This is a genomic window from Microbacterium tenebrionis (genome assembly GCF_903645325.1).
Classification (GTDB): Bacteria; Actinomycetota; Actinomycetes; order Actinomycetales; family Microbacteriaceae; genus Microbacterium; species Microbacterium tenebrionis.
In genome coordinates, this window is record NZ_CAHJXQ010000006.1 from 114,275 (window position 1) to 139,792 (window position 25,518).

General features: G+C 67.0%; 24 protein-coding genes and 3 pseudogenes. 13 read left to right on the top strand and 14 right to left on the bottom strand.

The window, feature by feature from the left end:
• Genes HWX58_RS10375 through acuR form a run of 3 tightly spaced genes read right to left on the bottom strand, consistent with a single transcriptional unit; the run spans position 1 to position 2,310 of the window.
• Positions 1 to 642, bottom strand: a complete 642-nt coding sequence (locus HWX58_RS10375; protein WP_020622159.1) for an SDR family oxidoreductase — start codon at positions 640 to 642, stop codon at positions 1 to 3.
• A gap of 37 nt (positions 643 to 679) precedes the next feature.
• Complete coding sequence (acuI, locus tag HWX58_RS10380) at positions 680 to 1,666, bottom strand: acrylyl-CoA reductase (NADPH) (protein WP_205781724.1); 987 nt, start codon at positions 1,664 to 1,666, stop codon at positions 680 to 682.
• The gene (gene acuR / locus HWX58_RS10385; RefSeq protein ID WP_083325314.1) at positions 1,663 to 2,310 is read right to left on the bottom strand and encodes an acrylate utilization transcriptional regulator AcuR; all 648 of its coding nucleotides are present in this window, start codon (positions 2,308 to 2,310) and stop codon (positions 1,663 to 1,665) included. The genes acuI and acuR overlap by 4 nt, the downstream gene beginning before the upstream one ends.
• Before the next feature lie 365 nt (positions 2,311 to 2,675).
• Between acuR and mobF the strand changes: the two are divergent.
• A pseudogene (gene mobF, locus HWX58_RS15555) lies at positions 2,676 to 5,204 on the top strand (MobF family relaxase).
• A 57-nt stretch (positions 5,205 to 5,261) separates the two neighbouring features.
• Positions 5,262 to 6,869, top strand: coding sequence for a recombinase family protein (locus tag HWX58_RS10395; RefSeq protein WP_024476692.1), 1,608 nt, complete (start codon positions 5,262 to 5,264; stop codon positions 6,867 to 6,869).
• A 230-nt stretch (positions 6,870 to 7,099) separates the two neighbouring features.
• Here HWX58_RS10395 and HWX58_RS10400 read toward each other — a convergent pair.
• The 6 genes and pseudogenes from HWX58_RS10400 to HWX58_RS10420 all read right to left on the bottom strand — a co-directional run bounded on the left by HWX58_RS10400 (position 7,100) and on the right by HWX58_RS10420 (position 12,792).
• A pseudogene (locus HWX58_RS10400) lies at positions 7,100 to 8,067 on the bottom strand (IS481 family transposase).
• A gap of 682 nt (positions 8,068 to 8,749) precedes the next feature.
• Positions 8,750 to 9,403 carry a helix-turn-helix transcriptional regulator gene (locus HWX58_RS10405; RefSeq protein WP_175987534.1) on the bottom strand — a complete coding sequence of 218 codons (654 nt, stop codon included), beginning with the start codon at positions 9,401 to 9,403 and terminating at the stop codon, positions 8,750 to 8,752.
• A 581-nt stretch (positions 9,404 to 9,984) separates the two neighbouring features.
• The gene (locus HWX58_RS10410) at positions 9,985 to 10,839 is read right to left on the bottom strand and encodes a helix-turn-helix transcriptional regulator (RefSeq protein WP_024476689.1); all 855 of its coding nucleotides are present in this window, start codon (positions 10,837 to 10,839) and stop codon (positions 9,985 to 9,987) included.
• A 49-nt stretch (positions 10,840 to 10,888) separates the two neighbouring features.
• The gene (locus HWX58_RS10415; RefSeq protein WP_024476688.1) at positions 10,889 to 11,578 is read right to left on the bottom strand and encodes an NAD(P)-dependent oxidoreductase; all 690 of its coding nucleotides are present in this window, start codon (positions 11,576 to 11,578) and stop codon (positions 10,889 to 10,891) included.
• Positions 11,575 to 11,802 (bottom strand): hypothetical protein, encoded by a 228-nt coding sequence (locus HWX58_RS14855; protein WP_197425747.1) that lies wholly within the window; start codon positions 11,800 to 11,802, stop codon positions 11,575 to 11,577. Before HWX58_RS14855 ends, HWX58_RS10415 begins: the two co-directional genes overlap by 4 nt.
• A gap of 30 nt (positions 11,803 to 11,832) precedes the next feature.
• Positions 11,833 to 12,792 (bottom strand): MFS transporter, encoded by a 960-nt coding sequence (locus HWX58_RS10420; RefSeq protein WP_199732620.1) that lies wholly within the window; start codon positions 12,790 to 12,792, stop codon positions 11,833 to 11,835.
• Positions 12,793 to 12,897: 105 nt separating this feature from the next.
• On the opposite strand from HWX58_RS10420, the gene HWX58_RS10425 reads away from it, so the two are divergent.
• The 6 genes from HWX58_RS10425 (at position 12,898) to HWX58_RS10445 (ending at position 18,285) form a co-directional block, all read left to right on the top strand.
• Positions 12,898 to 13,482 (top strand): TetR/AcrR family transcriptional regulator, encoded by a 585-nt coding sequence (locus HWX58_RS10425; protein ID WP_024476687.1) that lies wholly within the window; start codon positions 12,898 to 12,900, stop codon positions 13,480 to 13,482.
• Between the two features lie 227 nt (positions 13,483 to 13,709).
• Complete coding sequence (locus tag HWX58_RS15120) at positions 13,710 to 14,381, top strand: relaxase domain-containing protein (protein ID WP_250646188.1); 672 nt, start codon at positions 13,710 to 13,712, stop codon at positions 14,379 to 14,381.
• Between the two features lie 53 nt (positions 14,382 to 14,434).
• Complete coding sequence (locus HWX58_RS10430) at positions 14,435 to 17,161, top strand: AAA family ATPase (RefSeq protein WP_250646189.1); 2,727 nt, start codon at positions 14,435 to 14,437, stop codon at positions 17,159 to 17,161.
• A gap of 103 nt (positions 17,162 to 17,264) precedes the next feature.
• Positions 17,265 to 17,501 (top strand): addiction module protein, encoded by a 237-nt coding sequence (locus HWX58_RS10435; protein WP_024476685.1) that lies wholly within the window; start codon positions 17,265 to 17,267, stop codon positions 17,499 to 17,501.
• Positions 17,498 to 17,815: a type II toxin-antitoxin system RelE/ParE family toxin gene (locus tag HWX58_RS10440; protein WP_024476684.1), complete on the top strand. Its 318-nt coding sequence runs from the start codon at positions 17,498 to 17,500 to the stop codon at positions 17,813 to 17,815. Before HWX58_RS10435 ends, HWX58_RS10440 begins: the two co-directional genes overlap by 4 nt.
• A 44-nt stretch (positions 17,816 to 17,859) precedes the next feature.
• Positions 17,860 to 18,285: a hypothetical protein gene (locus HWX58_RS10445; RefSeq protein ID WP_231734932.1), complete on the top strand. Its 426-nt coding sequence runs from the start codon at positions 17,860 to 17,862 to the stop codon at positions 18,283 to 18,285.
• Positions 18,286 to 18,439: 154 nt separating this feature from the next.
• On the opposite strand, the gene HWX58_RS15315 is transcribed toward HWX58_RS10445, so the two are convergent.
• Together HWX58_RS15315 and HWX58_RS10455 are read right to left on the bottom strand one after the other, a co-directional pair.
• A complete protein-coding gene (locus HWX58_RS15315; protein WP_120298671.1) occupies positions 18,440 to 18,634 on the bottom strand; it encodes a hypothetical protein in 195 nt (64 codons plus the stop codon).
• Between the two features lie 37 nt (positions 18,635 to 18,671).
• Positions 18,672 to 19,121, bottom strand: coding sequence for an aldo/keto reductase (locus HWX58_RS10455; RefSeq protein ID WP_024476682.1), 450 nt, complete (start codon positions 19,119 to 19,121; stop codon positions 18,672 to 18,674).
• Here HWX58_RS10455 and HWX58_RS10460 point away from each other — a divergent pair.
• The 3 genes from HWX58_RS10460 to HWX58_RS10470 all read left to right on the top strand — a co-directional run bounded on the left by HWX58_RS10460 (position 19,099) and on the right by HWX58_RS10470 (position 21,267).
• Positions 19,099 to 19,452, top strand: a complete 354-nt coding sequence (locus HWX58_RS10460; protein ID WP_250646191.1) for an IclR family transcriptional regulator — start codon at positions 19,099 to 19,101, stop codon at positions 19,450 to 19,452. The two genes, HWX58_RS10455 and HWX58_RS10460, sit on opposite strands and share 23 nt — an antisense overlap.
• Before the next feature lie 161 nt (positions 19,453 to 19,613).
• The gene (locus tag HWX58_RS10465) at positions 19,614 to 20,336 is read left to right on the top strand and encodes an alpha/beta fold hydrolase (protein ID WP_005054944.1); all 723 of its coding nucleotides are present in this window, start codon (positions 19,614 to 19,616) and stop codon (positions 20,334 to 20,336) included.
• A gap of 16 nt (positions 20,337 to 20,352) precedes the next feature.
• A complete protein-coding gene (locus tag HWX58_RS10470; RefSeq protein ID WP_175987539.1) occupies positions 20,353 to 21,267 on the top strand; it encodes an alpha/beta fold hydrolase in 915 nt (304 codons plus the stop codon).
• 1,037 nt (positions 21,268 to 22,304) lie between these two features.
• On the opposite strand, the gene HWX58_RS10475 is transcribed toward HWX58_RS10470, so the two are convergent.
• Positions 22,305 to 22,655 carry a winged helix-turn-helix transcriptional regulator gene (locus tag HWX58_RS10475; protein ID WP_024476679.1) on the bottom strand — a complete coding sequence of 117 codons (351 nt, stop codon included), beginning with the start codon at positions 22,653 to 22,655 and terminating at the stop codon, positions 22,305 to 22,307.
• A 71-nt stretch (positions 22,656 to 22,726) separates the two neighbouring features.
• Between HWX58_RS10475 and HWX58_RS10480 the strand changes: the two genes are divergently transcribed.
• Together HWX58_RS10480 and HWX58_RS10485 are read left to right on the top strand one after the other, a co-directional pair.
• Entirely contained in the window at positions 22,727 to 23,734 is a 1,008-nt protein-coding gene (locus HWX58_RS10480) for a zinc-binding alcohol dehydrogenase family protein (protein WP_024476678.1), read from the top strand.
• Between the two features lie 35 nt (positions 23,735 to 23,769).
• Positions 23,770 to 24,798 (top strand): C-terminal helicase domain-containing protein, encoded by a 1,029-nt coding sequence (locus HWX58_RS10485; protein WP_217702977.1) that lies wholly within the window; start codon positions 23,770 to 23,772, stop codon positions 24,796 to 24,798.
• Positions 24,799 to 24,825: 27 nt separating this feature from the next.
• On the opposite strand, the gene HWX58_RS10490 is transcribed toward HWX58_RS10485, so the two are convergent.
• On the bottom strand, positions 24,826 to 25,260 hold the full coding sequence (locus HWX58_RS10490; protein WP_175987543.1) for a hypothetical protein: 435 nt from the start codon (positions 25,258 to 25,260) through the stop codon (positions 24,826 to 24,828).
• A 56-nt stretch (positions 25,261 to 25,316) separates the two neighbouring features.
• Positions 25,317 to 25,518, bottom strand: a pseudogene (locus tag HWX58_RS14860) (DNA-processing protein DprA); the annotation flags it as partial.

The following is a 25,518-nucleotide window of genomic DNA, read 5'->3' on the forward strand; positions in this document are numbered from 1 at the left end:
TCAGTACCAGGATGGCTTGTCGCCGTCGGTGCCGGGCTTGTTCACGCCGAGCGAGGCGCCGATGCTGTCGGCCGGGTTCTTGACGAGTTCGGCGACGAGCGCGCCGACGCTCTTGCGGGACACCTCGGTGCCCTGGAAGGGCTCGCCCTTCTGGGTCAGCTCGTAGTCGACCTCGTCGGCGTCCGACAGCCACGCGGGACGGATGATCGTGTAGTCGAGGTTGGACTCCTCGATCAATTTCGCGGCGGCGCTGTACGTCTGCAGGTATCCGCCGTCGAGCATCCGGTGGTTCCACTTGCCGTACTCACCGGGCACCTCGTCGTAGATGCCGAGGGTGGAGATCCAGATCAACCGTCGTGTTCCCGCGGCGGTCAGCGCTGCGACGACGGCGCGGGCCTGAGCTTCGATGTCGCCTCCGCCGAGGTTCGCGTAGACGATGTCCTGTCCCGTGGCGGTGCGTGTGAGGAGTTCGTTGTCGAGCACGTCGCCCTCGACGATCTGGACGCGGTCGCTGGGAGCATCCGGCAGGCTCTGGGGGCGACGCAGGTAGAGGGTCAGCTCGTTGGCAGGCTCCTCGAGAAGCGCGGCGATGGCGTGTCTTGCGATACGTCCGCCCGCTCCGAGCACGGTGATCTTCGTCATGGTCTTCCTCTTTCGTTTGTGTGGTCTTGGGGGATGGTCAGCGGTTCACGTCGACGACGATCCGGCCGCGGATGCGGCCGTCCAGAAGGTCATCGGCAACGGAGAGGGCCTCGCTCAGGCCGACCTCGCGGCTCATCGCGGGCAGCAAGTCCAGGTCGAGCTCGTCGGCCAGGCGGTTCCACGCTGCGACGCGCTTGTCGCGGGGCTGGGTGACGCTGTTGATGCCGAGCAAGCTCACCCCGCGCAGGATGAACGGTGCGACAGTGGCGGGCAGATCCATGCCCTGTGCGTTCCCGCATGCGGCGACGGCGCCGCCCGCCTTCGTCCCGGCACAGGCATTCGCAAGGGTATGGCTACCGACGGAGTCGATCGCAGCCGCCCAGCGTTCCTTGCCGAGCGGCCGGCCCGGCCCCGACAGCTCTGTCCGGTCGACGATCGTCGTGGCGCCAAGGCGGCGCAGGTAATCGGCTTCAACGGGACGGCCGGTCGACGCAACGACCGAGTAGCCGCCGCGTGCCAGCAGCGCGATCGCGAACCCGCCGACCCCACCGTTCGCGCCCGTGACAAGGACGTCACCCGAATCAGTGGTGAGGCCGTGCGACTCGAGGGCCATGAGGGAGAGCATGGCCGTGTATCCGGCCGTGCCGATCGACATGGCCTGCCGCTCCGAGATCGCATCAGGAACCGGCACGAGCCAGTCCGCACTCACGCGAGCCCGCTGGCTGAGACCGCCCCAGTGCGTCTCGCCGATGCCCCAGCCGTTCACCAGCACCCGGTCGCCAGGCGCATAAGAGGGGCTGTCGCTGTGTTCCACGACACCGGCGAGGTCGATCCCGGGCACCATCGGGAAGCGACGCACGACCGGAGCCTTTCCCGTGATCGCGAGGGCATCTTTGTAGTTCAGGCCGCTGTACGACACGCGCACCGTGACGTCACCGTCAGGTAGCTCACTCTCATCGAGTTCGCGCAGCGCTGCCTGGTATCCGGCATCGGTCTTGTCGATGGAGATTGCGCTGAACATCATGCTCTCCCGGGATGGATGCGGACGGATGCGAGGTAACCGGCGAAGAACACTTCCATCGGCCGGACGTCGCGGGTCAGGCGGGCGCGAAGGATCGCGCCTTCCCAACCCACCCAGAAGAACGACGCCAGTTCGTCGCAGTCGGAGCCGGGCGGGATCTCGTCTGCGTCTGCGGCCAGTTGCAGGCACGCCGCGACGCGACGTTCCCAGTCGCGCAGCACGTCTTCGAGCGCTTCCCGGTAGCCGTCGGGGAGGGTGGAGACCTCTTGGCCGAGATTGCCGACTAGGCACCCTCGTTCGAAGTCATGCCGTACCATGCCGGCCTTGGCATCGTCCACGAACCGCGTCAGGCGTTCCAGCGGCGACGGCCCCTCTTCGAGCAGCCATCGGTCGAGCTTGCGAGCGAAGTAGTCCGCATACCGTTGCAGCACCTCGAATCCGAACGCGTCCTTGCTGTCGAAGTAGTGGTAGAAGGAGCCCTTCGGCACGCCGACACGCTTCAGGACCGCGTCGATGCCGGTCGCGCTCATGCCCTGCGTTGTGAGGACTTCCATGCCGCAGCGCAACAGCGCCTCGCGCGTGTCTCCGTGCTCGCGAGGGATCTTCGGGGGGCGCCCTCGGCGAGGTCGAGTTGCGATGTCGGTCATGACAGCGAATTTAGACCGACCGTCTCTAAATAAGTACAAGTGCGCGCAGAGCATGCAGAGATCGGCCATCTGGTGCAGTAATCGGCCAGTGCGCTTGCCACTAGCTCAATGTCAGACGGGAGAGTCGTCATCGAATCCATGGCGCAGGCGATGGATGCTGCGCACCCGCTGTGTGCCCGCGGAGACTCCCTGCGGACTGTTTCGCCCTAACCTCGCGTTGGACTCGCTGGAGTTCCTCTCCGACGTCACCTCAGAGCCACCACGCCTCTTGCAGATCGAGGTTGAGTCCGCCCGTCAGCGGGCCGCTTGCGCACCTTGTAAGCAGACGGAGAAGGGCGGCAGGGGTGACGGTCTCGATGCGCGTGATGTCGGCGGGCGACGGTTACAAGTACCTGCTGCGCACAGTCGCGGCCAGCGACGGCGACAGGTCGCTGTCCACCCCGCTGACGCGTTACTACAACGCCGACGGCACCCCGCCGGGTCGCTGGCTCGGCGCCGGGGTCGCCACGCTCGGCGATGGGCGGATCAGCGCAGGCGATCACGTCTCCGAAGCCCAACTCCAGCTCCTAGTTGGTATGGGCCGTGACCCGATCACTGGGGAGCCGCTTGGTCGTGCGTACCCCGAGTACCGAACCGTGGCCGAGCGGATTGAGGCGCGGCGAAGCGCTTGATCCATCCCTCGGGCCGGCGTCTCGCGCGGGGGCGCTCGCGGCGATCGAAGGGGAGGAGGCCGAGCGTGGGACCCGACGGGCGGTTGCGGGTTCGACTTCACGTTCTCGATCCCGAAGTCCGCGAGCGTGCTGTGGGCGGTTGCGGATGCCGGGACGCAGGCATTGATCGCGGACGCGCACCATGCAGCGGTTGCGGAGGTGGTTGCGTTCATGGAGCGGGAGGTTGCAGCCACACGGACAGGCGCAACTGGCCGCGACGGCGCGGTTGCACAGGTAGACGTCCGGGGCATGATCGCCACGGCGTTCGATCACTACGACTCACGAGCAGGCGATCCTCACCTGCACACGCACGTCGTCATCAGCAACAAGGTGCAGACCGTCCTCGATGGCAAGTGGCGGAGCTTGGATGGGCGGCCGATGCACGCCGCCGTGGTCGCTCTCTCCGAGCTGCACGAGGCTGTGTTCGCTGACCACCTCGCCCGGATGCTCGGGGTCGAGTGGGAGGCGCGCGACATGGGGCGCGACCGCAATCGCGCATGGGCGATCACCGGGGTGCCGGAGGCGCTAGTCAAGGAGTTCTCCACCCGTGCCCGGCACATCGATGCCGAGACCGATCGCCTCATCGATCGCTACGTCGAGACGCATGGGCGGCGGCCGTCGTCGGCGACGATCATGAAGCTCCGCGCCCAGGCCACCCTCTCCACCCGCCCCGAGAAAGAGGTCCGGTCGCTGGCCGACCTCACCGCCTCCTGGCGGCAACGGGCCGGGCCAGTGCTCGGTTCGGATGCAACCTCGTGGGCGCGAGGCGTGACCGCGAACGAGGAGCCGTTGCTGTTGCGCGCCGACGACGTGTTGCTGGACGTGATCGACTCGCTCGGGCGAGACGTCGTAGCCGCGGTCGGTGAGAAGCGCCCCCCCTGGCATCGCTGGAACCTTACCGCCGAGGCCGCGCGGCAGACAATGGGCTACCGGTTCGCCTCAACCGAGGATCGAGAAGCCATCGTCGGACTGGTCGTCGACGCCGCCGAAGCAGCGTCACTGCGCCTGACACCGCCGGAGCTCGCATCCAGCCCGGCCGCATTCCGTCGGCCGGACGGCACGAGCGTGTTCCATCCGAAGCACTCCGCGCTGTTCTCTTCCGAGGCGCTGCTGGCCGCCGAAGACCGCCTCCTCGAGCGCGCCCGCACCACCACCGCCCCAACCGTGCCGCTGACCACCGTCGAACGAATCACGACACGCCCCGACAGCAAGGGCCGGATGCTCGGTGACGACCAGGCAGCCGCGCTGACGAAGATCGCGCTCTCAGGCCGGATCGTCGATGTACTAGTCGGCCCGGCCGGTGCGGGGAAGACGACGGCGATGTCGGCGCTGCGACGGACGTGGGAACATGAGCACGGGCGCGGCAGCGTGGTCGGGCTCGCGCCGTCCGCAGTTGCCGCGCAGGTCCTGGCCGATGACCTCGGCATCCAGACCGAGAACACGGCCAAGTGGCTCGACACCCACGACCGCACCGGCGAGACGTTCCGCAAGGGACAGCTCGTCATCGTCGACGAGGCGTCCCTGGCGGGCACGCTCTCCCTCGACCGCATCACCACATTGGCGGCGGAGGGCGGGGCGAAGGTGCTGCTAGTCGGGGATCACGCCCAGCTCCAGTCCGTTACAGCCGGGGGCGCGTTCTCCCTGCTCATCCGAGACCGCGAGGACGCCCCGGAGCTGGTCGACGTGCACCGGTTCGTCAACGTGTGGGAGAGGACCGCATCCCTCGCGCTGCGGCACGGCCGCACCGACGTCATCGACACCTACGCCGAGCACGGCCGCGTGATCGGCGGGGAGACCGAGGAGATGATCGACGCCGCCTACACCGCCTGGCGGTCCGACACTCTCGTTGGGCGGGCCAGCGTGCTCGTGACCGACTCGAACGAGTCCGTCCAGGCGCTCAACAATAGGGCGCGGGGTGATCTGATCCTCTACGGCATCGTGAACGCCCGCCGCGAGGTCGAGCTGCACGACGGCACGAGAGCCGCGACCGGGGACACCGTCATCACCCGCCGCAACGACCGCCGCCTGCGCACGGGCCGGGCCTGGGTCCGTAACGGCGACAGATGGACGGTCACCGAGGTCCACGACGACGGCGCCCTCACCCTGCGCCGCGTCGGAAGGAAGTGGGGCGCCTCAGTCGTCATCCCGGCGGAGTACGCGGCCGAACACCTCGACCTCGGCTAGCCGAGGTTCTGTAAACGCACCTACCTCTCGATGAGAGCTAGGAAGGCGGTGGCTGAGATGAGCCACGATCAGCAGGAACGAACCGCAGGCAATGAGCCGAACGACCAGGCGACGGCGCAGGCGTCGCCGTCGTTGCGGGCGGTGGTGTATGTGCGGATCAGTGATGATCCCGAGGGCACCGAGCGCGGTGTTGACCGGCAGGAAGCTGACTGCCGGGCGTATGCGGCAGCGCACGGGTGGGAAGTCGCCCAGGTGTACCGGGAGAACGACACGTCGGCGTTCAAGCAGCGCACGATCACACTCCCGACGGGTGAGCGGGTGCGGCGCGTGGTGCGCCCGGAGTTCCGCGCGATGTTGAAGCACCTCAGCGAGCAGCGCGCCGGGGTGATGATCGCCTACGACCTGGATCGGGCGGTGCGCGACCCGAGAGACTTGGAAGACCTGATCGACGCCAAGGTACTCAACGGCTTCAGCGTCCGCTCCGTGACCGGCTCGCTGAGGTTGGATACGGATTCTGATGTGGCGATGGCGCGGGTGCTGGTCGCGATGGCGAACAAGTCCTCAGCCGACACCGCCCGCCGTGTCGCTCGGGCGGCGAAGCAGCAGGCCATCGAGGGCACTTGGCATGGTGGGCAGGTGCCGTTCGGCTACCGCGCCGAGAACCACACGCTCGTGATCGACCCCGAGGCTGCCGAGTTGGTGCGGGAAGCCGCGCGGCGGGTGCTGGCCGGAGAGACGTTGTACCGGATTCTCACCGACTGGAACCGGCGGGGTATCCGTACGACGCACGGGTGCCGGTGGTCGGATCGGACACTCAAACTGGTGCTGCGCAACCCCTCGATCAAGGGGGTACGGGAGTATCGACCGTTGTTGCCGGACGGCACCCGGTCGAAAACCTCCCTGATGCAGACGACCGCCGCGTGGCCCGCGATCTTGGACGAGGACACCTGGCAGCAGGTCTCCGATGTGCTCGATGCCCGCAAGCAGGCCCGAAACTTCCATCAGCCCGGCAGTGGGGCGGCGAAACGGCTGTATCCGTTCTCGGGTCTGATCCGCTGCTCGACCTGCGGACGCGCCATGCTGCATCGCGGCCAGGTGTATCAGTGTGTGCAACAGGTGCCGGGCGGGTGCAACCGCTCGATCCGTTCCGGCGACCTCACCAAACTCGTGGAGGAAGCCGTGCTCGCGACGTTCGAGCAGATCACCCTCAACCCCGCCAAGCGCCAGTCTCCGGGCGCGGATCAGGCCGCACGAGTGGGGCTTGCCGCGACGCTCGATGCCGACCGGGAACGCCTCGCCCGGCTCGATGATGACTACTACGACGGGTTGATCGACAAGTCGATGTGGGTGCGGCAACGCTCACGGATCGCCGAACGCATCGAACGCACCCGCCGCGAGTACGCCGCCACGGTGCCGGAGCACACTGGCCCGTCGATTGATATGACGACCGTCGCACAGGAGTGGGCCGACCGTACCCCGATGTGGCAGCACCAGGCCGCCAGTCTCGTCCTTGAAGCCGTCCTCGTTCACGCCCTGCCCAGGGGGATGAACGGCGCGACACCGGCGAGGCGGCGCAATGAGACCGTCGAAGCGTTTCATGCCCGCCGTGAGGTGTACCGGGCGGGGATTCTCGCACATCGGGTCGAGTTCGTCTGGCGCGCCTAACGCCCCCGCGCCTTCGGCAGGCCGCAGAGGGCTTGCAGTTGCTCACGCACCCGTGGGTCAGCGATGACCGGAGGCAGGCCCTGCGCTGCGCGGCTCTCCCGCGCGAGGCGTGCGCCGAGTGGTTCGGGGGCATCGGTCGAGGCTGGTTCGGGCGTGGTTGTGGTGGTCTGCGTCGAGGTATCCATGTAGACAGGTACGACAGGCAAACCACAACATCTAGTTGTACGGGGTCAGGACGTTGGTTGCAGTCGGCTGATCGGGGGGTTGCCTCCGAGGGCTGAGTGGCGTCGTCCAGTGTTGTAGTGCTCGAGCCAGGGGTCAAGTGCTGCGGTGCGGTCGTCGTTCGAGGTGAACGGTTGCCGGTAGGCCCATTCGGTTTGCAGGGTCCGGTTGAACCTCTCCACCTTGCCGTTCTGCCACGGGCAGTGCGGTTTGATGAACTTCTGCCGGATGCCGTGCGCGCCGCAGACGCCGCGCAGCGACCATCGGTAGGCCCAGGCGTTGTCGGTGATCAGCCGCTCGATGCGGGGGATGCCGTGCGCGGCGAAGTAGCCGATGGCGCGTTCGAGGAACGCGGCGCAGGTCGGGCCCTTCTCGTCGGGGAGGACCTCGGAGTATGCGAGCCGGGAGTGGTCGTCGACGACGGAGTGCACGTAGTCGTAGCCGACGACGGTCTGTTTCCGGGCGGCTGTGGAGCCCATCGCTCTGCCGTGCGCCTTCCACCCGCCGCCGTCGGGGATGCGACCGAGCTTCTTCACGTCCATGTGCACCAGCTCGCCGGGCTGCTCGCGTTCATAGCGGACCGCTGTGGTCTTCGACGCGCGGATCCGCTCCCCGGTCATCGGGTCCAGATCGACCAGACGAGGCAGCCCGGACCGGGCGATGATGCGCGACACCGTCCCGCCGGCACCCCGGTGCGGGCCGCGACCTCGTCACGGCCGACTCGTTCCTTCTTCCGGATCGCGACCACCGCCGCGGCCCTGGCATCGGGGGTGCGGTTGGCGACGTGGTGAGGCCGCGAGGAGCGATCGTAGAGACCGGCTTCACCCTCGGCGCGGTAGCGGTCCAGCCACCGCTTCACGCAGCGTCGGGACACGCCCATTGCCGCGGCGATATGCGCCTGCTTCCACCCGGCACCGGCACGATGGACGATGAGCAGCCTGCCGTGCACGGTCAAGCGGGCATTACGGTGGGACACGAGAACCTCCGAGTTCGTGAAGACGTCAGACATCTCCACTAAGCCCGGAGGTTCTCCCCTTTCACAAGACCGGAAACGCCACCAACCTCATGGCCGGGTACATCTAGTACCTGGCATCGAGTTGAGGTACTATATGCAGACTTATCCACAGGGAGCTACCTGCGACCGACCCCAAACGGGGTATGTCACGGGGGTGCCGATTCGGTACCCTCGTGAACCGGCTCAACGGTGCCGCAAATTTTGCGGCACCGTTCGCGCCCGTGACGGCCAGCCGAGCGGAGCGAAAGCGCAGGTCCGACGGTGGTGGCGATTCGACACCACCGTGAACGGTCGCGGTGAGGTCGCAGCGGATGCGGCTTGGTTCGCGGGGGCAACGGCGAAACTCCTGGTCGGACGGTGGTGCCAATTTGCCACCACCGTCACGAGAACCACAACGAGCAGCACAGCGGGCCGAGGTCGCAGGCTGGACGGTGTGGGAAATTTTCCCCGACCGTCGCCCCGCGAGTGTGGTGCCGCCGATTCGACGGAACCACCCCGGCCGGGAGTAAAAGCCCTGGTCGCACGGTTCCGGCAATTTGCCGGAACCGTCACCCCCACCCCGACATGCAGGCGCGCCGGAGCGTATCGCGGTCGCGTGGTGGCGGTGCTCATCGTCGGGTTCCTCCGGTCGTGTGGGCAGGTGTCAGTAGGTAGGTGCGCACCCGTTCCCACGGGAGTCGTCGGCGCGTGCGGTGGCGATGCCGACGCCCGGCCCCGCCCGGCTCGCGGACGGTGGGCCGTAGCGCCGGTACTCGATGGGGGTCACGCCCATGTAGCGGCGGAAGATGCGCGAGGCTTGCCCGCAGTGGTGGCACCAGCCGACCCGTTCGGTGATCGTGCCGATGAGCAGATCGGTTTCGCGGATCAGGCGCGCCATCTCCTGTACGCGCAGGATCGACAGGTACACCGGCGGCGTCACCCCGAACGAGTCCTTGAACACCCGATTGAGCTGACTCGGCGACAGGCAGGCGTGCGCGTCCAGTTCGGTGAGCGGCCACTGCCTGGCGATGTTGCTCTGCATGAGCGCCGCCGTGCGCATAATCTCGCGGCGCACCGGCTTGAACTCCCGCCACCGGGGAGGCGCGACCCGCACGGCCCGCTGCCGAGAGGTCAGCGGCGGCACCTCCACCGGCGCGTGACGAACCAGCGGCGCGATGGCGGCGAGCACCGTGAACAGCAGCGCATACGCACGGAAGTAGCCGCGCGGCGATTGGTCTTCGCCGGTGAGTGTGGCGAGTTCATCGAGGATCGGCCCGAGCCGTTCGGCCTGCGATTCTCCGACGCGCAGCACCTGCACCGGATCGGGATACAGGTGAGTTGCGAGGTCGCGTGCGGCTTCGCCGTCCGCGAGCACGTCGAGGTGCTGCCAGAACAACTGCTCGACCAGTAATCGGTATCCACTGCCACTGTCCTCACCGTGACGGTGCCCTCGGGTTCGTACCCGAACTCGACGTTCGGGGCGACCAGCACCACATCACCCACCGACGCCGACCCGCCCGCATCGGCATCGGCATCGGCATCGGTGAGGATGATCGAGCCGTCGCGCACGACCACGAAGCGCACACAGTCATAGGCGGTCGCCGCCAATATGCGACGGTGACGGATGCTGGTGACATAGACGCAACTCCACGGCTCGACCGGCTGCACTATCGCGGGGTGCGGCGACTGCGGCGTCCTTGTAGGCTCATGACCGGTCGGCGTGGTCGCCGGGCGTTCGAGTAGCAGCGACATGACGACCTCCCTTCTCTGACCACCCCCGAGCAACCAGGGGGAAGAACCGGCCTACCAAGCACCGGCGGTCGCGGCGAAGCAGGAGACGAGCAGGCCGGGCGTTTCCCGGTCACTCCGGCACTTTGCCGGGCAGCGCGACCGGCTCGGTCATGGGAGGTCGGTCATGAGCGGGCGCATGTCTCGGTAGCGGCTCGGTGTCACTCCGGTGTGCGCTGTGGATGCTTCTACCGCGCGCGACCGGCTCCGCCACCCCACCCGCTGCCCGGTGGCGGTGACGGTGATGTTCGTCTCGCGTAGGAGCCGCGCCATCTCTTGCACGCGGAGCATCACCAGGTAGGCGGTCGGGGTCTTCCCGAACGTGTCCGTGAACACGCGCACCAGGTGCTTCGGAGAGAGCCGCACCAGGGCTGCCAGTTCCGCGAGCGTCCACGGGTGCGTGATCCGGCTGTGCAGCGCGTCGCGCACCAGCATCGCCTCACGACGCAACGGTTCAGGCACCCGACTTCGAGCGGAGAACGGGCGAGCGCGGGCACGTTGCAGCCGGGTCAGCCGCACCGTCGAGACGCGGATGCACGGCGCGATCACATCGGTGATGAGGAACCAGAGCGCCTGCATCCGATGGAACCGTTCCAGGTACTTGCCCTCGACGGTGAGGGCGACCAGCTCGTCCAGCCACGGCAACAACCGCCCGGCTCGATCCCGGCCCAGGTGCAGTACCTGGGCAGGTTCGGTGTACACCTTTCCCGCGAAGTCGTGGGCGTCGAGGCGGTCGTGCAAGATCGCGGAGTGTTGCCAGAAGAACTGATCCAGCGCCATGTCGGTGTCGATGTAGACCGTCGTATAGGTGACCCGCCCCTCGGGTTCGACGCCGAACAGCACGCTCGGCCCCAGCAGCACCGCGTCGCCAAAGCTGACGGGTTGCTGTCCGAACTCGCTGAACACGATGGCCGTGCCGTCACGGATCACAACGAGCCGGACAACGTTGTACGCCGCCAGGCCCACAGGTCGATGCGTCGTCCGTGTCCGAGCCGACAACGGCGGGGAGATGCGCCTATCCACTCATCGGGTGCTTTTCTGTCAGTTCACTGGGCCATGCGATGAGTTGCGTGCGAGTGTCGTCCTTGGTGGAAGTCTCCGCGACTGCCGCTCCGAAGTCGGCATAACTGATCGCTTGTCGGGTGAACGCAGTCTCGTCTGTGGAAGGGGAGACTCGTTCCCAGCGTGCTGTCGTCGGCCCCTCCGGTTCGTAGACGGGCGGCGGGATCAGATACGCCCATTCTGATCCTGCGTTGCCCGCTTCGAGGTGGTCGCGCAGCATGGCGTGTGCTCTCCCGCGCGGCAGTGTGGGTTCTGGGAACCGGGGGTCTTGCCAGAACCGTCTGTCTCCAGGGAGTCGGAGTGCTCCTGCTCCGCCGACCGTGACGATCCGGGCCGGAGCGCCGTTGGCCTTGGTGCTTGCCTCGATGAGTCGATCATGTACGGCCACGAGTTCGGTCGGGGCGATGTCCTCACGCAGTCGGATCGCGTTCATGACGACGTCGATGCCGTGCATTGCTTGCGTGAGACTGGCGTTCTCAGCGATGTTCACGACCGTGGAGGTCAGCGATGCAGCAGTCTTGGCGAGCCGCGTGGTGTCTGCCGGATCGCGCAGCGCAGCGGTCGCCTCGATGCCTGCGGGGAGATGAGCGAGGATGGCGGCTCCGGTGCGCCCGGTCGCGCCGAGAATCAGGATGCGAGTCATACAGGTACCTCCGAAGCGGGCGTGCGGGTGAGTCGGGCGAACCCGGTGAGGCTGGCGACGGCGAGCACCATGAGCGCGGCGAGACTGACGAGCAGGATCGGGAAGTCCAAGCCCAGGTAGGCAGTGAGTGGGCCGACGCTGGCACCGAGGAACAGCACGAATCCGTTGAGCGCCATCCCACCGGCCCGGTTCGGGGCGGCGGTCTCGCCGAACAGGGTGATCATCGCGGGCACCGCGAGCGCGACCCCAGTGACTCACACGAGACTCGCCAGCGCCGTGCCCGCGAGGGATGCCGAGAGTGCGGCTTCGATCAGCAGCCCAATCGCGGCGAGGGCGAACCCGGCACGTGCAACCCCCGCGCCGCCGAGACGCTTCGCAATAGCGCCCGCGAAGAGGGAGGCGAACATGCCCGGCAGCCCGACGAGGCGGAGCCAGATCACCTGCGATGAGTCCAGGCAGAGGTCGGTCAGGTGCGGGCCGAGGCCGGTGTACATGCCGACGAACGACAACAGCAGCGTTAGGTGCGCGAGGCTCAGTAGCAGCACCGAGGGGCGTGTGGCGACCCTCCCGACTACGGCGAAGCGACGCACCAGGCTCGCATCGTCTCTGCGACTGTGCGGCTCGGTGACGAGCACGGCGACGCCGATCATGCCGAGGCCGAGCATGATGCCGGAGAGGATGAACACCCACTGCCAGCCCAACGTCAGGCTGAGCGCGGAGGCGAGTACTTGGCCTGCGATCCCGGCAACGAGGAATGCCGTCGACATGGCCCCGATCGCCGTTGCCCGACGCTTCAGCGGGGTCGCTTCGGCCAGATACGCGAGCGCAACCGGCGCGAAACTCGACGCCATCACCCCCTGCACCCCGCGCAGCGCAGCAAGCATCGGCACCGTGGAGGCGAAGCCGCAGGCGATGGTCGCGACGGTGAGATACACCAGGCCGATGAGCATGATCCGCTTCCGCCCGTACTGATCGGCCAACGGCCCCCAGATCAGGAACCCGACCGCATAGCACACGCTGAACACCGTCGAGAGCGCGAACGTCACATCAGAGCCGAGTTCCGCACCGATCGGGGCGATCAGCGGGATTGCCGCGTACAACTGCGTGAGCACCAGCAGCGCCGTGACCACGAGCAGCACGACCACGCCGTTCCCTGCCGGGTGCTCGCGCGCCTCGCCTGCTCCCGCTATCTGTTCCGTCGAGTTCGCAGACACCACCACTCCAAATCCAACGTTTCCGTTGGATTTGACTGTAGTAGGCTAACCGCGAAGACGCAACGTGAGCGTTGGGTTTACCGCACGAGACGGGAGGTGGGAACGATGGGCTGGGATGTTGAGGGCAGGAAGCGCCGCATCCTCGACGCGGCGGTGGCCGAGTTCGCCGCGCACGGGCCGCACGGCACGACCATCGAGCGCATCGCCAAGGCCGCCGGGGTGAACAAGGAGCGCGTCTACACGCACTTCGGGGGCAAGGACAGACTTTTCGCCACCGTACTGCGCGAGGAACTGGCGAAGGTAGCCCGCGACGTGCCCGTCGAATCATTCGCAACCGAGGACGTGGGCGACTACGCCGGGCGCGTCTACGACTACCACCGCGAGCACCCCGAACTCGGCAGGCTCATGCGCTGGGAAGGGCTCGTCTTCGACACCGAAGTACCCGACGAGGCCGAGCGGCGCGAATACTACGGATACAAAGTCGCCGCCATGACCGACGGACAGGCCAAGGGCACAGTAACGAGCGACCTCGACGCCGACCACCTGATGTTCCTCGTGCTCTCACTCGCCGGATGGTGGTCAGCGGTACCGCAGGTCGCCCGCATGATCACCGGAGCCGAGAGCGACGCCGAACACGCACGCCGCCGTGCCTCCGTCGTCACCGCTGCCCGAAGACTCATCGGGCAGTAATCAGGTCACGAAGTTCGCCGAGAAGACTAGTCACTTCATCGAACCGAACTCCGAAAGTTCCCTCGAACTTTGTGACGCCAACTCTTGCCAGCGACACTCTGTGCGACGCTCTCGCGCTGACGCTCGGCTCCATCAGTCATCTGCCCCCTATCTCAGTGAGGCACGTATTTTACGGCGGGGCCGTAGTGCGCACCTCTCTCACGAGACGACTCGTGAGGGAGGCCAGAGTGAAGGGTGGAGTGAAGCTGTTCCACGGCAGCGGTGCTGCCGCGCGCGCCTATGTCGAGGCCGACCGCTCCCGCGCTGACGAGTACTACCTCGGCGCAGACCAGGCCGTGGCCGAGTACGCCGTGATCGACGCGACCGGCGAGGTCACCGCTGCTCGGTCGCTGTCGGCGGATGAGTACGAAGCCTGGGTCGATTGGGTGAACCCGGACACCGGGGAGTCGATGGGTACCCCGCGCAAGCCGGGCAAGGTGCGTCGGGGGTCGCCGTTGTTCGCGGAGATGACGATCAACGCGCCGAAGAGCCTGTCGGTCGCCGCCGCACTCCACCCGGACGTGTCCGAGGCGTTGGACGCGACGCAGCGGGATGCGGCGCGGGAGATTCAGCACTTCCTTGGTCAGCATTCGGTCACGTTGGCGGGGCCGCGCGGCGCGCAGGAGGTGCTGCCGGTCGAGCACATGCAGACCGTCGCGATCACGCACAAGACGAGTCGTGCGGGTGATCCGCACCGGCATATCCATTTCCAGATTGGCACGAGGGTGTGGGCGGGCGGGAAGTGGCGGGCGCTGACCACGGCGGCGTTGTTCCAGCAGCAGGGCGCGATCCGTGCTCTCGGTACGGCGGTGATCGCCGCGCCCCCCAGCTCGCCGCCACGCTCTCCGAGCATGGCCTGACCCTCGACCCCGTAAGCGGTGAGGTTGTGGAGTTGGAGCCGTTCAACGCCGTCATGTCGAAGCGGTCGGCGCAGATCAGACGCAACCTGGAACGCATGGAGGCCGAGTGGCAAGCGAAGCATCCCGGCGAGACGCCCGGCCCGGTGTTGACCGCTCGGATGCAGGACGCGGCGTGGGCGTTCCAGCGGCCCGGCAAGAAACCGGCGGACTTGAAGAACGAGCAGTGGTGGCAGCAGGAACTCCGAGACGCCGGCTACCACCCCGAGAGCTTGCAGCACCCCGACACCGTTGCGCCGGCATCGCTGGATGACCTCAGCGTGCAACAGGTCGCCAGTCGTGCGCTGGATCGCTGCGCGGCGGCTGCATCGACCTGGACACCGCACACCGTGCGAGAGCACGTCACCCGCATCACCACCGAGGCAGGCGTGCAAGCGACCCCGGCGGAGTTGCGCGAGTTCATCGACCTCGCCACCGGACTCGCCGCCTCGGATTGTTTCTCGGTGCTGCCGCCGGGCATGGTGCAACCCGAGCACGTCGCCCACCTCACCAGCCTTGGCGTCGTCGCCGCCGAGACCGCACTCCGCGACCAACTCACCGCCGCGACGCCGGAACGGGAGCCGAAGCACCCCGACGTGACCGACGCTGCGCAAGCCGCCGGACTCGACACCGGGCAGACCGTGGCCGCCGCTGCCGTCGCCTCGACCAACCCGCTCGTGATTGTCGAGGGCGCGGCGGGCGCAGGCAAGACCACCATGCTCGGCGTCGCCATCGAGGTTGCAGCCGAGCACGGGCGATCCTCGCGGGTGGTTGCGCCGACGTTGCGTGCGGCGCAGGTCGCCCACGAAGAACTCGGCGTGCCCGCAACCTCCGTCGCGGCGCTCGTGTATGCGCATGGGTGGCGGTGGAACGAGGACGGCGTATGGACACGCCTCGCACCCGGCGACACCGACCCTGCAACCGGGAACATCTACACCGGCCCACCAAACGACGCCGTGCTGTCGCGGGGTGAGCGGGTGATCGTGGACGAAGCGGGGATGCTCGACCAGGACACCGCCCTCGCTCTGCTGACCGTCACCGCCGAGGCAGGCGCGTCGGTCGCGTTCGTGGGCGACCGGGCGCAGCTCCCGGCGGTCGGGCGCGGCGGGGTGCTCGACATGGCCGCCCAGATTCGTGGCCGTACCTACGACATGACCGAACTCCACAGGTTCACCGATGCCGAGTATGCGGCGTTGACGTTGGTCATGCGTGACCGGGAGCACCCCGGCGACGTGTTCGACCGACTCGCCACGATGGGCCTCGTGACCTTGCATGCCGACGAGGAAGCGGCCCGCGAGCACATCACCGCCCACGCCCACGACGGCGAAGCGATCACCGTCGCCACCAACGACGAGGCCACCGAGCTGAACGAGCACATCCGCGCCGGGCGGGTCGAGCGCGGCGAGGTCGACGACACTATGACGACGACCGGCAGCGACGGGCTGAGCATCGGCGCTGGCGACCTGATCCAGACCCGGAAGAACAGCAGCGACCTCGGCGTGGCAAACCGGCAGCAATGGATCGTGCAGCATGTGACCGACGAGGGCAGCGTCTACGCCCGCGAAGTCAGCGGCGGAGGCAAGCACAGCCGCACCGTCGCCCTCCCCGCCGAGTACGTGAGCGAGTGGGCGCACCTGTCGTATGCCGCGACCGCCTACGGCGTCCAAGGCGCAACCGTCGATGCCTCCCACACGGCCTTGTCGGAGGCGACGAGCGCGGCAGGCGTCTACGTCGGCATGACGAGAGGCCGCCAACAGAACCAACTCCACGTCGTCGCCGCTGATATGGCGGATGCGCGGGCGCGGTTCGTTGAGGCGATGGAACGCGACCCGGCAGACCGTGGCCTCGACCACGCCACCGCCCAAGCCATCGACGCCGTGCAAGGCCTCGTCAGCGATGGCCCCGTGCAGCTCATCACCGAAGAACTCGCCCGCCTCACCGCCGAAGCCGAACGAGCCGAACGTGCGGCGGAACGCTGGGAGCAGACCGCTGCCAGGTTCGACGCCCAGCGCGCAACACACAAGACCGAGGACGACGAGCACGCCGACGTGCTCCGCCACGCCGAGGACGAGGCGGCGCGCATCCGTGCCGAAATCGCGGAACCGTTGACGGTGCAGGCCGAGGCAGACGGCACCACCTATCTCGATGCTGTCGAGCGCGAGGCCGCCGCAGCGCGACTCGCCACCGTCGGCAGGCTCGGCAGGCGCAAGGCCCGCGCGGAGCACCGCCAGACGAGCGAGCACACCCGGACGGTTCGGGCACGGGTGCGCGAAACATGGGGCGAACCACCCCGCACCACCGACACCCTGCCCGAGTGGGCGGCACGACAGGCCGAGCGTCGCGCCGAGGCCGATCCCCGCGTGATCGACGCCGCCCAGCACGTCGAGGCCGCGCGAGCCGACCGTGACGAGTTGCGGCAGCGGCACGAGCAGGAACGCCGGGCGTTGCTGGTCAGCGAGTACGGGCCGCAGGCGGTGATGCGCCACCGGGTCGGGATGCGACTGCCGAACCCAGCACAGCAAGCAGGACAGGCGCACCAGCAAGCCACCGCGCTCCGAGCCGAGGCCGACTACCTCCGCGCGCTACCGATCCGCGACGCCGCCGCACGGATCGAAACCACCCGCGCCGAGCACGAAGCAAGGCAGCAAGCACTCGCCGAACGCGAACGGCAACTCCGCGAGCCGACCGAACGCGACCCGCGGCGCAACGACCCGCGACATGACGGGCCAGCACGCGGCCTATGAGCATCAGCAGCACGTCGCGTCGGCGTGACGTTCACAGCAGCCCCGCAACCCGAGCCACAGACGCCCAGCGCGATTGTCGGCCGTTCGACGTACACTTGAATACATGACACCCGACACCGCAACTCTGATCCGAGACGGCCTCGCGCTCGACGCCGATCAGCGCGCGGTCGTCGCTAACGCCCTGCTCGAAAGCCTCCATGATGCAGACGACGAGAGCGAGGTCGATGCAGCCTGGCGTGCCGAGGCTACCCGGCGACTGGCCGAGGTGCGTGAGGGTGCGGTCGATCTGGTGGATGCCGACGAGCACTACGAGCGTTTGCGCGCCTTGCTCACCGCATGACCTTGGCCCAGCGAGAGCACCCCGAGGCCGTCGCGGAGTTCGACGCCGCCGTGCGCTGGTACGAAGACCAGGAGCCAGGGATCGGCCTTGCGCTCATCGACCGAGCAAGGCAAGCCCGGAAAGACCTCGACCAATGGCCGAACGCCGCCCCACCATTCACGACCGCTGACGATGGCACCGTGATCCGCAGCAAGGCCGTTCGCGGATACCCGTACCGCATCGTCTACACGGTGGAGCCGGACACGATCCTGATCCTCGCCTACGCCCACGAGCGCCGCGAACCCGGCTACTGGCTCCACCGGCTGAACGACTGAACAGCACGCCGCCGGGCTCATGGCTCGGATCGGGTCTCGCGTACATTTCTGGCGCCGTCGAACCCGGTGGTGAGGTCAGCGAGGAGCAGCTCCGCCGTCTCATGGGGCACGGCCAGGACCCCAACACGAGCGAACAGTTGGGTCGTCCGTACCGCCGATTCGCAAGCACTGCCGAGCGAGTTGCCCGTCGGCTTGAGAAGCTTCCCGAGACCCTCGCTCCCGCTGATAGGGGTGCACAGGTGGCGTTGATCGAGGCGGAAGAGGCAGGGAAACCGACGGGTGTGTTCGGCGAAGTCGGTGAGGCGGGCGAGGTTCTGTCGGGTCTTGACGGCGAGGTAGCGGCCGTTGACTTTCCGGTCTTCGTTGATCTCAAGCAGGGCTTCGGCGGCATGCTGGCGGACGTAGGGGTCTTCGGCGTCGTCGGCGGCGATCTGTGGCCCAGACTTCGCGAATTCGGGCAGGGGTACTAAAGCCCACCCCCTGTTCCCGATCGGGCACACTGCAGAACTTACTCTCTCCCTCGCCGCCATCTGCAGTGCACGCGACTTCGCGATGGTTTGGACGCGGCTGTCGAGCGAGCCGAAGGTGAGGCGAGCAAGGCAGATCGCGCCTACGTTCGAGCCATCACCTTCGCCGCCGGTCAGTTGCTTCGCGCAGTCGCCGAAGTCCACCGGGCAAGCCTGGCGAGCCGTATTCGTCGGCGGTCTCGAGGCAGCGGTCGTGTGTGCAGCGCATGATGGCGGAGAGCCGGTCCTGCGTGTAGTCGAATGTCCAGGAGCCGCGCGAGGCGTTCTGCTGCGTCTCCAGAGCGCGCTGAATTTACCAGATCGGTGACGATTTTGGTGTTCTTGGTGGACTAATGACCGTTCTCGGGCAGGTCAGAGTCCCGCGCGGCGGCTTCGCCGTTGTCGAGGGACGCAAGCGTGGCCATCTGGTCGGTGCTAAGGCGGAAGTCGAAGACCGAGAGGTTCTCGACCAGGCGTTTGGGGTCTGACGATCTCGGCACCGGCACGAGGCCCTGCTGCACGTGCCAGCGGAGCACCACCTGTGCCGCCGTTCGTCCGACGTCCGCCGCGATCTGCACGATCGTCGGGTTCTCCCGCAGCTCGGGCCCGCGGCCGAGCGGGCTCCAGCTCTCGGTCACGATACCGAGCACCTCGTGCGCGCGTCGAGGAACGGTACGGGCGATGTCGGGGCTGAGCTGGATCTGGTTCACGTCGGGCACGACCCCGGTCGCGGAACCGACGACGGCGGTGCGAGTCGCTTCACGGTTGGGCAAGGAGATGCCGGCCCATTGCACCTCCACGGGAAAGGTTCTCCTGGCGCAGCTCCCGCGAGAACAATTGGACCGTCTCTACCCCGACGAGCAACTCTCACAGGTGACTCCGCAGTCGATCCGTACCAAGACCGAGCTCCTCGCACAACTGGATCTTGTCGCGAAGCAGGGCTATGCAACGAACCGGGAGGAGAGCGAGGAGGGCGTGGCCCCGGTGGCCGTGGCCGTTCCCTCGGCGAGCGGGCTGCGGTTGGCGATCAACGCATCTGCCCCGGTGTTCCGCTTGCCTCCCCGCAAGGTGAAGACCCTCGTCGCACTCCTCGATGAGGCAGCCGTACGTCTGGCCGACCTGACCTCCTGAAGGCTCGTCGTCTCTTTCCCCTGCGACCTGGTGCAGGGGTCGTTCGGCGCGTTCTGAAGAGAGCTCGAGCCATGCTGGACTGTTGGCGCCGCGCAAGCTATTGTGTCTTCTAGTTAGGAACAAGTTCTGCTCAGCAGATAAATATGCGAAGAGGATGATCAATGCAGATCGTACTGGTGCACGGCGGATGGGTAGGCGGCTGGGTGTGGGACGGCGTCGCCGACGAATTGCGCAGAATGGGGCACGAGGTGATCGCGCCGACGCTGCGCGGTCTCGAAGACGGTGACGTGGACCGCTCCGGCGTCACGATGAGCATGATGGCGCGCGATCTGATCGATCAGGTAAGAGAGCTCACCCAGCTCGACATCGTGCTCGTCGGTCATAGCGGCGGAGGTCCGCTCATCCAACTCGTCGCTGAGGCGATGCCCGAGCGCATCGGCCGGGTCGTCTTCGTCGACGCCTGGGTGCTGCGCGACGGCGAGACCATTAACGACGTGCTCCCCGATCCGTTGGTCGCAGCGACGAAGGCGCTTGCGAGTCAGTCCGACGACAACACCATCGTCATGCCGCCTGAGCTCTGGGCCGCGTCTATGCAGGACATGTCCCCGTTCGAGCAGCAGCAGCTCGCCGCGCTCGAGCCGAGGCTCGTCCCAGCGCCGGCAGGCTGGTCCGATGAGCCGATCCGCCTCGACCGGTTCTGGGCGAGCAGCATCCCGTCAAGTTATGTGTTCCTCGCTCAGGACCAGGCCGTTCCCGCTGAGATCTACCAGGCCGCGGCCGGGCGGCTTGATAGTCCGCGCACGATCGAGATCGACGGAAGCCATTTGGTGATGCTCACGCATCCGGAGAGGCTCGCACGGGCCCTCGACGCCGTCATTGCCTAACAGGCCTGGGGAAGCTATGGATTCGATTTCACGCCCAGACGACGTCGCGCCGATCTCGTACACCGAACTGGCGCCGTCGGGTGCGCCTGCTCGGTGGATCGTCCTCGTGCACGGGGGTGGTGCCTCGAACGAGTACTATCTCGAGACGCCCGACGGCCGACAGGGCTGGGCGGCACGATTGGTATCGCATGGCTACGGTGTGCTGGTGGTGGACTGGCTGGGGTTGTCCTATGAGGCGGCCCAACACGTCGATGATCGTGCGGCGTCTGCGCGGCTGGACTATGAGAGCGTGTGCCGAGGGATGGGCGTGTTCCTCTCTGGTCTCGGCCGGAACGTCGTGCTGGTCGTGCACTCGATGGCAGGTCCGATTGGCTTCCGCCTCCTAGAGACGCATGGCGATCTCATCGACGGGCTCGTAGCCGTCGCTCCGGGCCCGCCTGGAAATATACAGGCGGTGCCCGAGATCGTGAGGGAGTCCGACCAGGAGGTCTCCATCCGTGGAGCGGCCATCGACTGGACCATCCCGAAGATGGGTTTCTGGGAACCCACAAGCGCCTTCGTGAACGACAAGGCCATCGGACCCAGCCGGCGGTTCCCCCGCGAGTGCATCGAGGTGTTCCGCCGCACCCTTCGGCCGATCCCGGCCCGGATGCTTTATCAGCGTCAGAACATCGGTGGGAGCCAAATGAGGATCGGGCCGACCGACGCGTTCACGAACAAGCCGATTCTCGTCTTCACGGGTGGAGCCGATACCGACCACCCCTCGCAGCTGGATCAGGACATCGTGGCCTGGCTCACCGATCAGGGCGCCGCCGTCACCTTCTGGTCGTCCGAACTGCCTCTTCTCGCTGGGAACGGCCACTCGCTGATGGTCGAAGACAATAGCGACGAGATCGCTGACGAGATCGCGCGGTGGATCACGGCGCTCTGACTCGCCACCGTATCGTCCCGGCCATTATTTCAGCCGACCCGACGTCCCCAACAGCGGAGGAGAACGCCAGTCGTTTCCTTCGTGTCACTCGAGGGAACGCTGTGCCAGCTCGTTGCCGACTACGACTTGGTCGATCGGGCCCTTGCTCGAACTCCTCATTTCATACGTCTGGCGATGGACTCAAGGGAGATGTTCGCCGACGGCCGCGTGCAACTCCAGGTCATCGGTGGACAGCTGAGGCGTCTGCCACGACGCATCGAGACGATCGGTTCGCAGCTCGAACGGAACGTTCGGGCTGAGCATAAGGATGTTCCGAGACCTCCAGGAACGCGGATGGATCGGTTCGTTGGTCGGGGAGCTGACGACCACCCTGGTTGGCGTGGCGCTTATCGTCGCTGCGGTGCTACTTTCGGCCTCGGGGGGTGGCCCCCAGCTCGCCCCGACGTCGCACTCCTACCGTTCCTAGGGGCGGGGTGGTCGGCCTCGCGGGCAGGCTCCTCGTGCTGAGGCCGCTGCGCACCTCCTTGATGCGCACCACGCTGATCGCCGGATCCTGGCAAACTATCCCGCGACGCGAATTCGCAGGGGGTGTCGGCGCGACTTTCGATCGACGTACAGTGCCGTCCGTTAACAAACGATCGGTTCGTGCGACCGAACTGTCGAACGCCTGTGCATCGCTGCGGCGAGTTCCTCATGGCGCAGTACCTGGGTTTCGCTTCCGGAAGAAGATTTCACGAACCCCAGCGACACGGTGTTGCGGTGACGTTCGACGAAAGAGAAGAAGGATGGCCCGGCGAATCCCAATCGCGCGAAGTCTCGCCTTCGAAATGACAGAAGCGCTCCTGTGCTCGCGCGTCGGTTACTTCGCACCTTCTAGGTGTGACGTTATCAATTAGGGTGATGACGACCGGTGACGGGTACCGGTACCTGCTGAACTCTGTCGTGTCCGGTGACGGCGACCGCGACGCCTCGTCTGTGTTGACGCGGTATTACGCGGAGGCCGGGACTCCTGGCTCGATGTAGCGCCGAGGGGGTCGCTACTGGTCGGTTCCGACGTTGTGTTCAACCCAGTCGCGCAGATGCTTCAACGGGGCGGCTGCGCTGTGTCCGAGGTCAGTAAGTTCGTACTCCACGCGAGCGGGAACCTCGGGGTAGACGGTGCGAGTGAGCAGGCCGTGGTCTTCGAGACGCTTGAGGGTCTGGGACAGCACCTTGGGGCTGACGCCTTCCAAGCGTCGTTTGAGTTGCCCGTTGCGTTGCGGCCCGTCTTCGAGCGCACCGATGGCCAGGGCGCTCCACTTGTTGGCGAGCAGGTCGAGCATGTCGCGGCACGGACACATGGCCGCGTACACGTCGTTCCGGTCGCACTCATCCACGGTCTGACTCATACGTTCATGGTATCCGATGGGTACTAGGTTGCCTTGACGGTAACCAGTAGGTCTGGGGAACCATAATTGGCATGACGGCTACGACTGCGATCGGATACGAGAAGAACCTCCCCGCCACCGACCCCGAGGCGCTGACCGCCCGCGAGGTCGAGGTGCCCGAACTTGGACCGCATGACTTGTTGGTCGAGGTCGAGGCGGTCTCGGTGAACCCGGTCGATGTGAAACTGCGGGAAGGCGCTCCTGCGAACGGGTTCAAGGTGCTCGGCTTCGACGCCGCCGGTACGGTGCGCGAGGTCGGCTCAGCGGTGACGCTGTTCGCTCCGGGTGACGAGGTGTACTACGCGGGCAGCATCGACCGGCCAGGTACGAACCAGCGCCTGCATGTTGTGGATGAGCGGATTACGGGGCGCAAGCCGCAGGTGCTGTCGTTTGCCGACGCTGCTGCGCTGCCGCTGACGGCGATCACCGCCTGGGAGACCCTGTTCGAGCGGCTCGCCCTTACCGAGGACTCGACCGGCACCCTGCTGGTGATCGGCGCGACCGGCGGAGTCGGATCGATCATGCTGGCACTGGCCGACGCGCTCCTGCCGAACGTCACCGTGATCGCCACCGCCTCCGACGATGAACGCTCCGCCTGGGTGCGCAACCTGGGCGCGGAGCATGTGGTGAACCACCGCGACGACCTGGCTGAGCAGGTGCTCGCCGTCGCGCAGGATGGCGTGGACTGGCTGTTCACCGCGCATTCCGCGGGGCAGATCGAAACCTATGCGCGGATCGTTCGAGCGTTCGGGCATATTGTCGCCATTGACGACGGTCCGCGCGACGTGTTCCCGCTCAAGGGCAAGAGCATCGCTTGGCACTGGGAACTGATGTTCACCCGCCCGCTCAGGCAGACCCCGGACATGATTGAACAGCACCAGCTCCTGAACACTGTCGCTGACCTTGTAGATCAGGGCCGCATCCGCACCACGGCCACAACGACACTCGCGCCGATCTCACCGACCACACTCCGCGAGGCGCACGAGTTGGTCGAGAACGGCCGCACAGTCGGCAAGGTCACCGTCCACAGATGGGAGTAGACTGAAACCGCGCGCACGCGCATGTTCACAGGCGAGTGCGTTTGCAGAACCTCGGCTATGCCGTCACTTCCTACCGGGCGCAGGGCATCACGGTCGACTCCTCGCACGTCCTGGCGGATGCTTCGATGACCAGAGAGACGTTCTACGTCGCCATGACCCGTGGCCGCGAAGAGAACATTGCCTACGTCGCCGTCGACAAGCCCGACCCCGCCCACGACGGCCCGCACCCCGGCGACAACACCGAAGCGACCGCCCGCTCGGTGCTGTTCGGAGTGCTGCAGCACGTCGGCGCCGAGCTGTCGGCGCACGAGACGATCACCGCCGAGCAGGACACCTGGTCCTCGATCGCGCAGGTCGCCGCCGAGTACGAGACCCTGGCCGCTGCCGCACAACACGACCGCTGGGCCGCGCTCATCCGCTCCTCCGGGCTCAGCGACGACGACGCAGACGACGTGATCGCCTCACCCGCATTCGGAGCGCTGACCGCCGAGCTGCGGCGGGCAGAGGCGAACCAGCACGACGTCGAAACGCTGCTGCCACGCCTCGTGGGAGCACGCGGGTTCGGGGATACCGACGACATCGCCGCCATCCTGCACTACCGCATCGCCAAGGCGTCCGCCCGGCTGGCAGGGCCCGGTCGCGCGCGGAAGGCTCCACGCTTGATCGCAGGCCTCATCCCCGAAGCCAGCGGCACCATACCGTCCGAGATGCGGCAGGCGCTGGCGGAGCGGCGCGCACTCATCGAGACCCGGACCGATGCACTCCTCGACACCGCGCTCACCGAGAAGCACGAGTGGATCACGGAACTCGGCCTCCAGCCGAAGCAGGCACGAGCAGCCCACGCATGGCGGAACGCCGCTCGCGCCATTGCTGCCTACCGCGACCGCTACGGCATCGCCGGGCCGACACCGCTCGGGGTACCCGCCGAAACTGAGGCGCAGAAGCTCGACGCTGCCCGCGCCCGCACCGCGCTCGACCGGGCTAAGAACCTCGCCCAGGCCGAGCAGCCCGACCAGGAACGCCCGCGTCGCATGGGAGCACAGCGAGTCGGACCGTCGTTGTAGTCGGTGCCGTTCGGTAGGCCGGGGCGCTCAGGCGGCACGCGGGTAGTCGACGGTCAACAGCGAGTTGTCCTTCAGCCCACGGAGCACCTGCTCAGTCACCTCGCCGATCGTCATGCCCTTCGCATGCCGGGGAGCCACGTCATCGTCCTGCGGGCTCCATGCCCGAAGGACGGCCAGACGGTTGACATGCGGAACCTGGGTCGGCAGTTCACGGAGCCAGGTCAGCCAGTCTTCGGCCGCTACTTCTCCGTTAGCGGGGTCGTCGCTGCCTCGTCCTATCAGGGAGTCGCAGTCGCACATGCGCTGAGTCAGGGTAAACACGATCGAGCTGGCGCGCACGCGGCTCGACGCGATCCGAAGCTCGGAGACCTGCGGTGCGACGCCGATCTGCTCGGCGGTGAACCGTTCGAACTCAGGCGCGAAGGCGGCGGCATTCACCGCCCACAGATTCGTCGCACACATGCCTTCATCTTCGCACCGATCGGTCATGCGATCTCGGCTCGATGCGCGCCGTTCAGCTACAGGACGCGCCCCTGCCGATGACCAGGTCGAGCGACGTCCGGTTCATGCTCGACTGCCTGCCCGCGACCGCGTGCGGGCGGGTCGAGGAGCGCGGTGACGTCTGTGGCATTGGTGATGAGGGACGCGATGCCTTCGCGCAGAAGCCGGTGCGTGCCGGCACTCGACGCGCTGGTAACCGGACCGGGGACTGCGCCGACG